This is a genomic window from Actinomadura sp. NPDC049753, from assembly GCF_040674655.1.
Taxonomy (GTDB): domain Bacteria; phylum Actinomycetota; class Actinomycetes; order Streptosporangiales; family Streptosporangiaceae; genus Spirillospora; species Spirillospora verrucosospora.
Genome location: NZ_JBFARL010000042.1, coordinates 1 through 12,783, shown reverse-complemented (window position 1 = coordinate 12,783; position 12,783 = coordinate 1). Strand labels below are relative to the sequence as shown.

Annotated in this window: 9 protein-coding genes; 2 read left to right on the top strand and 7 right to left on the bottom strand. The window is 73.7% G+C overall.

The window, feature by feature from the left end; translation table 11 throughout:
- Positions 1-103: 103 nt before the first annotated feature.
- The 4 genes from AB0K37_RS14075 to AB0K37_RS14060 all read right to left on the bottom strand — a co-directional run bounded on the left by AB0K37_RS14075 (position 104) and on the right by AB0K37_RS14060 (position 5,369).
- Complete coding sequence (locus AB0K37_RS14075) at positions 104-907, bottom strand: hypothetical protein (RefSeq protein ID WP_363979817.1); 804 nt, start codon at positions 905-907, stop codon at positions 104-106.
- A gap of 246 nt (positions 908-1,153) precedes the next feature.
- Entirely contained in the window at positions 1,154-2,149 is a 996-nt protein-coding gene (locus AB0K37_RS14070) for a zinc-dependent alcohol dehydrogenase family protein (protein ID WP_363979814.1), read from the bottom strand.
- A gap of 4 nt (positions 2,150-2,153) precedes the next feature.
- On the bottom strand, positions 2,154-4,481 hold the full coding sequence (locus AB0K37_RS14065) for a SpoIIE family protein phosphatase (protein ID WP_363979811.1): 2,328 nt from the start codon (positions 4,479-4,481) through the stop codon (positions 2,154-2,156).
- Positions 4,482-4,667: 186 nt separating this feature from the next.
- Entirely contained in the window at positions 4,668-5,369 is a 702-nt protein-coding gene (locus tag AB0K37_RS14060; RefSeq protein WP_353832471.1) for an iron dependent repressor, metal binding and dimerization domain protein, read from the bottom strand.
- 99 nt (positions 5,370-5,468) lie between these two features.
- Between AB0K37_RS14060 and AB0K37_RS14055 the strand changes: the two genes are divergently transcribed.
- Entirely contained in the window at positions 5,469-6,173 is a 705-nt protein-coding gene (locus AB0K37_RS14055) for a UdgX family uracil-DNA binding protein (RefSeq protein WP_363979807.1), read from the top strand.
- 7 nt (positions 6,174-6,180) lie between these two features.
- Here AB0K37_RS14055 and AB0K37_RS14050 read toward each other — a convergent pair whose 3' ends face one another.
- Together AB0K37_RS14050 and pdxH are read right to left on the bottom strand one after the other, a co-directional pair.
- Positions 6,181-7,578 (bottom strand): MFS transporter, encoded by a 1,398-nt coding sequence (locus tag AB0K37_RS14050; protein ID WP_363979804.1) that lies wholly within the window; start codon positions 7,576-7,578, stop codon positions 6,181-6,183.
- Positions 7,575-8,243 (bottom strand): pyridoxamine 5'-phosphate oxidase, encoded by a 669-nt coding sequence (gene pdxH / locus AB0K37_RS14045; RefSeq protein ID WP_363979801.1) that lies wholly within the window; start codon positions 8,241-8,243, stop codon positions 7,575-7,577. The genes AB0K37_RS14050 and pdxH overlap by 4 nt, the downstream gene beginning before the upstream one ends.
- A gap of 173 nt (positions 8,244-8,416) precedes the next feature.
- Here pdxH and AB0K37_RS14040 point away from each other — a divergent pair, with 173 nt between their 5' ends.
- Positions 8,417-9,529 (top strand): citrate synthase 2, encoded by a 1,113-nt coding sequence (locus AB0K37_RS14040; protein ID WP_363979798.1) that lies wholly within the window; start codon positions 8,417-8,419, stop codon positions 9,527-9,529.
- 111 nt (positions 9,530-9,640) lie between these two features.
- On the opposite strand, the gene AB0K37_RS14035 is transcribed toward AB0K37_RS14040, so the two are convergent.
- A complete protein-coding gene (locus AB0K37_RS14035; protein ID WP_363979795.1) occupies positions 9,641-12,532 on the bottom strand; it encodes a hypothetical protein in 2,892 nt (963 codons plus the stop codon).
- Positions 12,533-12,783: the final 251 nt, after the last annotated feature.

Sequence of the window (12,783 nt, the reverse complement as noted above, 5' to 3'; positions counted from 1 at the left end):
ATCCGCGGCCTCCCGGCCGCGCCCGCCGCCCCCGCGCCGGGCCGAGCAGCACGAGGGCCCGCGCCGGGGAGCTCGGCGCGGGCCCGTCGTCAGCGTGCGGCCGTCACTTCCTGCGGACGCCCATCTTCGGGTACATCTCGGAGTACCCCTTGCCGCCGAAGTACGAGGTGAGCTGCGCGTGGTTCGCGCCGGACGCGGACGGGAGGCCGCCGCGCAGGTCCGCGATCGGCGCGGCGAACCCGCACCCGTTGGTCTTCGGCACGGCGAACGTGTCGTCGGTCGAGTTGATCTTGACCCAGAACGTGCCGTCCGGCCCCGAGGCCCCCGTGATCTCCTTCAGGTCCAGGTCGAGGGAGATCGGCGCCGCATTCGAGCCGACGTAGCACGTGTCGCCCAGCAGCTGGTTGACGAGCTTCAGCTTCAGGGCCAGCCGGGTCTTGCGGTTGGGGATGTCGAGGTCGATCTTCCCGGCGTACTGGGGCTTCACCTTCAGGGCGAACAGCGGGATCCCCTCGGTCCCGGGGACGCCGAGGGCGCCGCCGGCCACGCTCATCGCCGTGCTCCGCATCTTCACGAACTTGGAGATCTCGGCGCCGGTCTTCGGGTCGTAGCCGGCCAGCAACGTGATCCGCATCGGCGCGGTGATCTGCTGGTCGATGTTGCCGATCTTCATCCTGCCGCCGCTGGTCACCAGCACGTTGCAGTACCAGTTCGCGGGATCCGCGCCGACCGGCAGGACGTCGGGGCAGTCCGACAGGTCCAGCGTCGCAGGCGGCCCGTCCGCGGTCGCCTGGGCGCTGGGCTTCGGGGCGGTCTCCGCGGACGCCGCGGGCGCGGCGGACAGGGCGGCGGCCGCGAGGCCCGCCGACAGGGACAGCACGGCCAGCCGCTTGAACATTGACGACACGGGGGTCCTCTCGCTGGGGTGGAAACGCGGCGGGGGGCCTCCCGAGTCGCCCGGCCCGAGCTGGCTACTCGCGAGTATGGAGCGATCCAACGGCATAGGAGACGCACTGTCAATAGGGTCCTCCCGCTACCGTCCGGAGCCGGCGAGGGGCCCGGGTCCCGCAGAGACGCCGAGTTCAGCGGCGCGGCGGCGACCCGTCCGGCACGCGCGGCATCCGCGAGGCTCGCCGGCGCCCGGCGCCGAGGGTCACGCGATCAGCACGGCCGCCCCGGTGAAGCGGTCAGCGGCGAGGTCGGCGAGGGCGCGGTCCGCGTCGTCCAGGGGGTAGGCGTGCGTCGTGACGGCGACGTCCAGGCGCGCGGCCAGCGTCAGGAACTCCTCGCCGTCGGCCCGCGTGTTCGCCGTCACCGACCGGACCTCGCGCTCCTGGAACAGGTGCCGCTGGTAGTCCAGGGACGGGACGTCGCTCAGGTGGATCCCCGCGACGGCGCACGTCCCGCCGCGGTCGAGGCGTTCGAGCGCGGCGGGCACCAGCTCGCCGGCGGGCGCGAACACGATCGCCGAGTCCAGCGGGGCGGGGGCGGGGTCGAAGGAGTCGCCGGCCCAGGACGCGCCGAGCTCGCGGGCCAGCTCGCGGGCGGCCGGGCTGCGGGTGAACACGTGCACGTCGGCGCCCTCGGCGAGCGCGAGCTGCGCGGCCAGGTGCGCCGAGCCGCCGAACCCCCAGATGCCGAGGCGCCCGCCCGGCGGCAGGGCCGCGCGGCGCAGCGCCCGGTAGCCGATGATCCCGGCGCACAGCAGCGGGGCGGCGCGCGCGTCGTCCAGCTCGGCGGGCAGCGCGTAGGTGTAGGCGTCGACGGCGAGCGCGTACTCGGCGTAGCCGCCGTGCGCGTCCCAGCCGGTGTAGATCGACGACGGGCACAGGTTCTCGGCGCCCCGGCGGCAGAACCGGCACGCGCCGCACGTCCAGCGCAGCCACGCGACGCCGACGCGGTCGCCGGGCCCGTGCAGGCAACCGGGGCCCGCGGCCTCGACCCGGCCGACGATCTCGTGGCCCGGCGTCACGCCCGGCAGGTGGACGGGCAGGTCGCCCTCGGCGACGTGCAGGTCGGTCCGGCAGACGCCGCAGGCCAGAACGCGGACCAGCAGTTCGCCCGGGCCGGGCGAGGGCGTCTCGCGGTCGGCGCGCCGCAGTGGCCCCGCCTCTATCGGGGACGGTGTCTCCACCACCCAGGCGCGCACCGGCTCACCCGGGGTTCAGCGGCAGCTCGAACCAGACGGCCTTGCCGTCGGACGTCGGGCGGGCGCCCCACCGGGTGGCGAGCTGGTCGACGAGGTAGAGGCCGCGGCCCCCCTCGTCGGTCTCGCCCGCGCTGCGGATGCGCGGCAGACGCATGTCGGAGTCGAACACCTCGACCCAGATGGCGTCCGCGCCGCGCCGGAGCCGCAGCCGGAACTCCTTGGTCGGCGGCTCCCGGCGGCCGAGGTCGGCGCCGAGGTTCCAGTCGTCCTCGTCGAACGCGCCGCCCTCGAAGGGGTCGGCGTCCAGGGCGCCGAAGTCGGTGTTGAACTGCACGGCCGGCGGCGCGCCCAGCGGCTCCCCGCCGCGCCCCGGCGGACCCGCCGGGACCGGGACGACCATCTCGCGGCGCGGCGACGGCGTGGCGGTGGCGTGCAGGACGACGTTCGTGACGACCTCCGACACCAGCAGGCACGCCAGCTCGGCCTGCTCGTCGAGCATGCCCCAGGTCGCGAACGCGTCGGAGGCCATCCGGCGCGCCTCCGACACCATGATCGGCTCGGCGGTGAAGGTGCGCTCCTCCACCGCCAGCTCCTCGGCGGCGGTGCGGATCACCACGATCGCGACGTCGTCGTCGATGTCGCCGGGCACCGCGTCGTAGGCGGCGTTGGCGATCGCCTCGACCCCGCCGCGGGCGACCCCGGCGACGGCGGCGCGGACCATCTCCCGCGCCTCCTCGCGCGTGTGGTAGTCGCCGTCGTCCTTGGAGCGGCGGTCGATCAAGCCGTCGGTGTAGAGGACGAGCGTGGAGCCCGGCTTCAGCTCGGCCGACTCCTCGTTGAACAGCAGCTCGCCGCCCATGCCGGGGGCGCGCAGGCCGAGCATGCCGCCCTCGCTCTCGAAGTCCAGCTCGCCGACCTCGCCGTCGACGATCAGCAGGGGCGGGTCGTGCCCGGCGTTGGCGAACTCCAGGACCCGCGACCAGGCGTCGTAGACGAAGTAGGTGCATGACACCAGGGGCGGGCGGACGAGGTCGTCGCTGTTCCAGCCGGACCGCATCCGCTCGGGCCGCGTCATCGTGCGGACCCACTCGTCGAGCTTGCGCAGGATGTCGGCGGGCGGCTTGTCGTCCTGGGCGAAGGCGCGCAGCGCGGCGCGCAGCTGGCCCATGACGGCGGCGGCGCGGGCCCCGCGCCCCTCGACGTCGCCGATGACGAGGCCGACCCGTCCGGCCGACAGCGGGATCACGTCGTACCAGTCGCCGCCGACCTGCGTCTGAATGCCGTGCCCGTGCGACTCCAGGGGGCGCGCCGGCTCGTACCGCCAGGCGATCTGCAGGCCGTCCAGCGGGGGCGGCCGGTCGCCGGGCAGCAGGTGCTTCTGGAAGGCGAGCGCGGTCTCGCGCTCCTCCTCGAACAGCAGCGCGTTGTCGACGGCGAGCGCGACCCGGCTGGCGATCGCGCCGAGCAGGTCGCGGTCGAAGCCGTCATAGTGCGGGTCGGGGCGCTTGGACAGGTTCGACAGCGCCAGGCTCATCACGCCGAGCATCTCGCCGCGCACCAGCAGCGGCGCGGAGATCACCGAGGTGATGCCCATCTCGTGGCCGAGCCGCTGCGACGACTCGCTCGGCGCGGTGAACCGGTGCTGGATCATGTCCTCGACGAGGACGGCGTCGCGGCGGTCCATCGCCTTGGCGCTGAAGTGGCCGGGCGGGTAGGAGACGGGCTCGCCGACCTCCGCCCAGGTGCCGGGCGGCGGCTCCCAGCCGCCCGCGTGCCGCGACACCCGCCGGTAGAGGCGGTCTCCGCTGTAGAGGTCGATGAAGCAGTGGTCGGCGAACTGCGGGACGAGCGTGTCGGCGACGCGGCGCAGGGTGCTCTCCAGCTCCAGGGACCCGGCGAGCCGCTCCCCGATCCGCTCCATGAGGCCGTAGCGGTCCTGCTCGCGCTGGTTGGAGCGCAGCGCCTCGCGCGCGAAGATCACCACTCCGTCGACGGCGCCGGAGGGGTGGCGCAGCGGGACGGCGTGCGCCCGCGTGTACACGGTGGTGCCATCGGCGCGCAGGTTGCAGAAGGTGCCCTCCCACACACCGCCCTTGAGGACGTGCTTGGCCAGCTCGGTGGCCTGCTCGTGGTCCTCCTCGGCGATGCCGAGCGACAGGATGGAGTGGCCGATGATCGCGTCGCCGCCGAAGCCGAACAGCTGCCGGGCGAACGAGTTGCCGTAGATGATGTTGCTGAACCGGTCGCAGACGATGACCGCCATCTCCATCTGCGCGAGGACGGTCTCGGGCGGCAGGTGCGCCTCGTCAGGCGCTTCCCCCCAGTGGCTCATCTCCCCATCCCGATACCAGTCCCGATCCTCGCCCCGATGACCACCGCGCGTCGCGGCGCGGACGTCCTACGTGGTTGCCTCGTCGTATTGAACGACGAACCCGCCGCCGGGATACGCCCGAAAGGCGCGATGTTATGGAGATCTTCGGTATAGACCGTCGAGGCGGGGGTGCACACGCCGACCGTGTCAGCGCCTGCTGACGAAGACGTGCTCGGCGATGCCGCGTGACAGCTCCGTCGCGGGACTGTCGTCCTCGTCGTCACCGATCACCCGCACCCCGTCGTCGGTCGCCCGGAGAATCACCTCTCGTCCCGGTTGTATCCCTATCTGCTTGAGTCTAAGCATCAGGTCGCTGTCGCTCTGCACCTGCTCGCTGATCCGGCGGATCACCGCGCCCGCGCCCTGGGGGCTCGCCACCGCGGTCATCACCGCGAGCGGCGGCTCCTCGGCGTCGTCACCGTGCCCGCCGAGCTCGTCCAGGCCCGGGATCGGGTTGCCGTGCGGGCAGGTGGTCGGGTTGTCCAGCAGCGCGACCAGGCGGCGCTCGACGTCCTCCGACATCACGTGCTCCCACCGGCACGCCTCGATGTGGACGTCCTCCCAGGGCAGTCCGATGACGTTGACCAGGAGGCATTCGGCGAGGCGGTGCTTGCGCATGACGCGCGTCGCGAGACCGCGCCCGCTGTCGGTCAGTTCGAGGTGCCGATCGCCCTCGACCCGCAGCAGCCCGTCGCGCTCCATCCGCGCGACCGTCTGGCTCACCGTCGGGCCGCTCTGGGAGAGCCGCTCGGCGATGCGCGCGCGAAGAGGGATGATCCCCTCTTCCTCCAGCTCGAAGACCGTCCGGAGATACATCTCCGTGGTATCGATCAGGCCGTGTGAGGTCACAGCTCCCTCCAGTCTTATGGGCAAGAGTCTACTTGCTCGGGCCCCACGTCGCCGGGCCCTGCGAATATCCCCCTGAAGCCGGGTACAGGGAAACGCGAGATGAACGCGAAACCTTCCCATGACGCGGAACCGTTCCTGCCCGGGACACCCGAGGAGCGGGCCGACCTGGACGCGCTGCGCCGCGCCGCGGCCGACTGCCGGGGCTGCGACCTCTACCGCAACGCCACCCGCACGGTCTTCGGCGAAGGCTCTCCCGGCGGGCGGATGCTGCTCGTCGGCGAGCAGCCCGGCGACCAGGAGGACCGCAAGGGCCACCCCTTCGTCGGCCCCGCGGGGCGCGTCCTCGACCGGGCGCTGGCGGAGGCCGGGATCGAGCGCGGCGACGTCTACGTCACCAACGCCGTCAAGCACTTCAAGTTCAAGCAGCAGGAGGGCGGCAAGCGGCGCATCCACGAGACGCCGAACGCCGGCGAGATGCGGGCGTGCCGCCCCTGGCTCCTCGCGGAGCTGCGGCTCCTGGACCCGGACGTCGTCGTGGCGCTGGGGGCGACGGCGGGCAAGGCGCTGCTCGGCTCGTCGTTCCGGGTGACCAGGCAGCGCGGGCGGCTGCTCCCGCTGCCCGGGCTGGAGGCGGTCGGCACCCCGGCCGCCGGGCGGGAGTCCGGGGACGAGCCGCCCGCCGGGGACGGCGCGCGGCTCCTCGCGACGATCCACCCGTCGGCGGTCCTGCGCGCCGAGGACCGGGAGGACGTCTACCAGGGCCTCCTGGACGACCTGAGGATCGCCGCCTCGGCCCTGCGCTGACGGCGGCTCAGTCCTCGACCCGCACGGCCTCGGCCGGAGCGGGCTCGGCGGTGCGGGTGTCGTAGCGGAGCAGGGAGGGGACGGCGAACCCCGCGACGACGACCAGCGCGGCGCAGGCCAGCCCGCCGCCGACCCAGGAGGCGGTCGCGCCCGCGACGCTCGCGGTCGCCCCGGCCCGCACGTCCCCGAGCCGGGGCCCGCCCGCGACGACGACGGTGAAGACGCCCTGGAGCCGTCCGCGCATCCGGTCGGGCGCGTACGTCTGGAGCATGGACTGGCGGAAGACCGACGACACCAGGTCGGCCGCGCCGCCGACGGCGAGCAGGACGACCGCGAGCCAGAGGCGGCCGGCCAGCCCGGCGGCCGCGACGGCGAGCCCCCAGACGGCGATGGCCGCCACGAGCGCGATCCCCTGCCGGTGCACCCGCCCGATCCAGCCGGACGACAGCCCGCCGAGGAACGCCCCGACCGCGATCGCGGCGAACAGGTAGCCGACCGCCCCCTCGCCGCCGAACCGGGTCTCGGCCACCTCGGGGAACAGGGCGCGCGGCATGGCGACCGACATCGCGATGACGTCCACCACGAACGACATGAGGAGCACCGGCTGCGTCGCGAGGTAGCGGAGCCCGTCGAAGACCGACCGGAGGCCGGGCGCGCCGGTGACGTCGCCGAGCGGCGGGATCGGCGGGAGCCTGAGCGCCGCGTACAGCACGACGGTGAACAGCACGGCGTCGAGCGCGTACGCCGCCGCGTAGTTCCAGTGGGCCAGCAGGACGCCGGCGAACAGCGGCCCGGACAGCATTCCGAACTGGCTCGCGGTGAAGTTGAGGGTGTTGGCCGCCGGGACGAGCGGCCGGTCGACCAGCCGGGGGACGATCGCGCTGCGGGTGGGCGAGGACACCGCGAACCCGACCGCCTGGACCGCCACCACGACCATGATCAGCGCGAGGCTGCCGACGCCCAGCAGCGCCTGGACCAGCAGCAGCAGCGTCGCCGCCCACATGACGCAGGACGAGGCGAACAGCAGCCTGCGGCGGTCCATGTGGTCGGCCACCGCGCCGCCCCAGAGCCCGAAGACGATCAGCGGGACGAGGTTGACGACGCCGAGGGCGCCCACCCAGGCCGAGGAGCGGGTCATGTCGTAGACCTGGACGGGGACGGCGACGGCGGTGACCTGGAACCCGACGAACGACACGCCCTGGCCGAGCCACAGCCGCCGGTAGGCCGGGTGCCGGAGCGGCCGGGTGTCGATCGCGAGCCCTCGCAGCCGCCTGCGGCGGACCGTTCCAACGACCGGCGGGGGTTTCTCCGGCTCGGCGTCGTCCTGCTCCGCGGACCGGCCGTGCCCGCCCGTCTCGCAGGCGTCGGCGCCGCCGGCGGGGGGCGGCTGCTGTTCCGGTGTCACGGAGCCAGTCTCTCCGTCACCCATCCCTCCGAGCCCCCCGGGGTCGCCCGCCGGTAGCGGATCCGGTCGTGCAGCCGGTCGCGGCGGCCCTGCCAGAACTCGATCGACTCGGGCTCCACGCGGTAGCCGCCCCAGAAGTCCGGCAGCGGGACGGCGCCGGCCGCGTCCCCCTCCGGCGCCTCCGACTCGCCGTGGGGGGACGCGGCCGGATCCGGCCAGCGCTCGGCCGCCTCGGCGTAGCGGCGCTCCAGCACCTCGCGCCCCGGGATGACGCCCGACTGGTCCTCGCTGGCCCACGCGCCGATCCGGGACCCGTACGGGCGGGTCCGGAAGTAGGCGGCCGTCTCCTCGCGCGAAAGCTCGGACACCGGCCCCGCGACCCTCACCTGCCGGTACAGGGGATGCCAGGGGAACACCAGCGCCGCGCGCGGGTTCTCCGCGAGGTCGTGGCCCTTGTGCGACGTCAGGTTCGTGAAGAACCGGAAGCCCTGCGGCCCGTAGCCCTTGAGCAGGACCGTCCGGGCGCTCGGGACCCCGTCGCCGGAGGCGGTGGCGAGGATCATCGCGTTCGGCTCGGCCAGCCCGGCGGCGTGCACCTCGGCGAACCACACGGCGAACAGGGCGAGCGGATCGGCGGGGAGCGCCGACTCGGACAATTCGCCCACCTCGTAGGATCTGCGGAGCCGTGCGGGGTCCGGCGTTGGGGAATCCACAGCGTCAGAGCCTCTCACCCCGAGCCCTGTGCAACTTGCAGGACCCCGGGGTACTGGTCAGTAAGGCGGCAGGGTTCAATGGCACGGCACCGCCTTATCACACGGGACGAAAGGCAGGACGACACATGTCCGACTTCAAACCCGGTCTCGAAGGAGTCGTCGCCTTCGAGACGGAGATCGCGGAACCGGACAAGGAGGGCGGCGCCCTCCGTTACCGGGGCGTCGACATCGAGGAACTCGTCGGGCGTGTCTCCTTCGGCGACGCCTGGGGACTCCTCGTGGACGACAGCTTCACCCCGGGCCTGGCCCCGGCCGACCCGCACCTGCTCCCGGTCACCTCCGGGGACGTGCGGGTGGACGTGCAGAGCTCCCTTCCCACCCTCGCCACCGCGTACGGGATGAAGCCGCTGCTCGACATCTCCGACGAGGAGGCCCGCGCCGACCTCGCCCGGGTGTCGGTGACGGCGCTGTCGTTCGTGGCGCAGTCCGCGCGCGGCGTCGGCAAGCCGATGGTCCCGCAGCGCCGGATCGACGAGTCCGCGACCATCACCGAGCGGTTCATGGTCCGCTGGCGCGGTGAGCCCGACCCCAAGCACGTCCGGGCCATCGACGCGTACTGGGTCTCCGCCGCCGAGCACGGCATGAACGCCTCCACCTTCACCGCCCGCGTCATCGCCTCCACCGGCGCGGACGTGGCGGCCAGCATGTCCGGCGCGATCGGCGCCATGTCGGGCCCGCTGCACGGCGGCGCCCCGGCCCGCGTCCTGCCGATGATCGAGAAGGTCGAGCAGCTCGGCGACGCCCGCAAGGTCGTCACCGACATCCTCGACTCCGGCGAGCGGCTGATGGGCTTCGGTCACCGCGTGTACCGCGCCGAGGACCCGCGCGCCCGCGTGCTGCGCCGCACCGCCAAGGAGCTGGACGCGCCCCGCTTCGAGGCCGCCAAGGCCCTGGAGGACGCGGCGCTGGCCGAGCTGCGCGAGCGCCGCCCGGACCGCCCGATCGAGACGAACGTGGAGTTCTGGGCCGCGGTCATCCTCGACTTCGCCGAGGTCCCGACCTCGATGATGCCCGCGATGTTCACCTGCGGCCGCACCGCCGGGTGGGCGGCGCACATCCTGGAGCAGAAGCGCACCGGCCGCCTCGTCCGGCCGAGCGCCCGCTACACCGGCCCCGGCAGCCGCTCCCTCGACGAGGTCGCCGGTGCGGCGGAGGTCCTCAAGCGCCAGGCCGGCTGACCCGGCCGGTCCCCCGCCCCGACGCGCCTGAGGCCCCCGGTCGAACCGGGGGCCTTTGCCGTGCTCGGAGGCGCCGCCGCGTTCCCGCCGCCACGCGCCGCCGTGCCCGGGCTACTTCACGGCGGCGCCGTCGCTCCCCTTCCCCGGCGGGCAGTCGGCCCTGCCCTGCCCACGGGCGACGAGGCGGCCGCACACCTGCTTGACCTCCGTCGTCCCGTCCTGCCGGATCGTCGCGAGGATCACCGGCCGGTCGATCACCTGGTGGCCGGCGCCGCGGGAGCCGAACCGCAGCACGCCGCTGGCACCGTTGCGCAGCACGTCGTGGTCGGGGTCGTTGAGCGCCGCGAACACCGAGCCCGCCGACGGCAGCGCCTTCTCCTGCCAGTACACCTTGCTCGCCACGGTCGCCACGAGGGTCGCCGCGTCGTAGCTGACGGCGGCGCGGGTGATGGACGGGCGCCGCCCCGACGGGTCGTCCTCGTCGTCGGTCATCTCCCGGACCCCGGGGTCGTAGTCGGAGTAGAACGTCTGCGGCGCCTGGTCGCCGATCCACCGCCACGTCCACGCCTCACGGGCGGCCAGCGGCGTGAAGTACAGGTCGAAGGTGTTCTTGCGGCCGAGCTCCTCGGCGTTGTCGCTGACGTACTTGGCGATCTCGTCGTCGGCGAGGACCAGCGGGCGCTTGGGGCAGGAGAGCTCCAGCACGTTGACGAACGAGCGGAACTCGTCCGACCGCCCCGCGTAGTAGAAGAGGTCGGGCTGGTCCTGGCAGGCCTCCCTGACCGACTTGTTCAGCTCGCCGGGGTTCCCGTACGGGCGCATCAGCGCCTTGCCGGGCCGGAACGACCGCTGGAAGTCGGTCGCCAGGTTCGCGCTGTAGAGATCGTCGGGATCGCCGTCGTAGATGACGACCGCGTCGTCCACCTTCCTGCCGCCGACGTCGCCGTGCCGCGCCCAGTACGCGGCGTGCCGGGCGGTCCGCGCGTTGGGGGACGCGAGCCGGAAGTAGTACGGCGAGTATCCGGCGTCGCCGTCGAGCAGCGCCGTCCCGTCGTAGCTGTTGGCGGTGCCGACGAGCGGCAGCGCCGACTTGGCCAGCAGCCTGATCGCCTCCTGGGTCTGCCGGCGGCTCTGCTCGAACCCGATCACCGCGACGATCGAGCGGTCCTTCAGCGCCCTCCCGCGGATCTGCTCGGCGACGTCCCCGGCGTAGCGGAACTTGGCGCCCGCGTTGGCGACCAGCACCCGCAGCCGCAGGTCGTCGCCCTCGGCGGCGTCGTTGAACCGTTTCTGCGCGATCGCCAGCCCGATCAGCTCGCCCTGCACCCCCGCGAGCAGGTCGATCCGCTTGTTCTTGATGGACGGGTCGGCGGTCACCGGGCCGAGGTAGACCACGGTCGCGTACGGCTTGCGGGACTCCATGACGTGGTCGTTCAGCGACTCGATCCGGTCGAGGACCTTGTTGAGCCGGTTGTCGTTGTTCTCGCCGCCGGAGCCCTCGCCGAAGCGGAACGACCCGTCGGTGATGCCGACGCACTCGCCGTTCGCCATCCGCCTGATGCCGAACGGCGAGCAGTAGCGCACCGCCTGCACGGAGATCACCGAGACGGACGCGGCGGCGACCGCGACCATGGCGATCCACGGCAGCGCCGGATGGGCGAGCCGGGGCCTGCGCCGCACCGGCCGGACGGGCGGCAGGTCGCCGCCCGGGTCGCGGGTGACGTCCACGCGCAGCTCGCGGCGCGATCCGAGGGCGCCGACGCGCCGCTGCTCGCGCGTGTAGCGGTCCCACAGGCCGCGCGCGGCGATGACGCTCTGCGGCTCGCCCGAGCCCACGTCCACCCGGACGGCCCGCGCGAGCCGCTCCAGCAGCCGGGGCCCGGACGGGTCGGACGGCTCGGACGGGGCGGCCGGGTCGACTCCGGCGACGACGACGAGCGGGTCGAAGCCCGGCGGCCGGTCGCTCGCCTGGCCGTCGGCGCGGACCCGCTCGACCAGTTCGACGAACGCCACCCCCGGATGCCCGGCGGACAGGTGCTCGAAGATCAGCACCGGATAGCGGACCCGGGCCCACGCGGCCCGCCGGTAGTCGCGCCGGTAGTTGCGGCGCAGGTCCTCCAGGAACGCGGCGACGAGAAGCAGGTCGAGCTGCTCGTCGTGGTCGTCCGGCTCGACCGGGCGGGGGTCGAACACGCCGAGCGCGAAGCCGAGGAAGCCCGTGGAGTCGCGGTCGACGTAGGGCTGGCGCAGGAACCAGCCGTACCGCCGCACCCCGTACCAGCCGCGCGTCCGGGCGACGATCTGCACGGTCACGAACGCCAGGCCGATGACGGCCGCGAGCACGGCGGAGGCGAGGTCGAGCGCCGCCGCAGTCCCGGCGCTGATCAGCGCGACGGCGGCGATGCCGATGGGAGCGATCTGCTCCAGGAACGATAAGAAGGTGGCGGGCCTGCCGCGCACCTCCTCAAGATCGCGCAGCACGTCCCGGCCGCGCCGCCGGATCACCCGGTTGAGCTCGCGGCGCCGTGCGTTCTCGTTGTCGCCGACCGGCGGGTGCCTCAGCCGCCGGACCAGCAGGTGGTTCTCGCGCTCGGACGAGGAGGCGCCGCGCGGCGGCGGGCGGTCGCCGGCCAGCCGGATCTCCCGCAGGTCGCGCAGCCACAGCGCCATCTCCAGCAGCGGGAAGCGCAGCGCCGGCTCGCCCCGGGCGCGGCTGCTCGGCTGCGACAGCTCGCGCTTGGCCTCCCGCAGCACGCCCGCGACGCCGGTGGCGGGCGTGTCGGCGGCGATGTGCGACACCGGGGCCCGCTCGTCCTCGCAGCGGGACTTGAGGATCTCGGCGGCGTGGGAGGCGGCGCGCTCCGGCCCGAGCAGCAGGAGCAGGGGCCGCAGCCGCTCCCGCCACCGCCACGGCGGCCGCTCGCGCAGCCGTTCGAACAGGTCGAGGACCCCGCGCAGCCGATCCTCGCTCAGGATCCGGTCGCCGTCGCCCGCCATGGCCACGCCTCGCTTCCGTGTCTCGCCCGCCTCTGCCCCGCGGCCCCCGACTCTCCCGTCCTCGTTCACTTTGGACGCGCCGAACGGTCGATCGGATCGAAACTTTCCGCTGATCATGGGCAGGTTCCCGAAACCCGGCCACTTTGCCATCATGGGGCGGCATGAGAGAAGCCCGCGACGGAGACGACGAGCCCCTCGAAGGCGACATCGGCCCCGCGGCCGGCGCCGCGTCCCGTGGGGCGCCGGGCCGCGCGGCG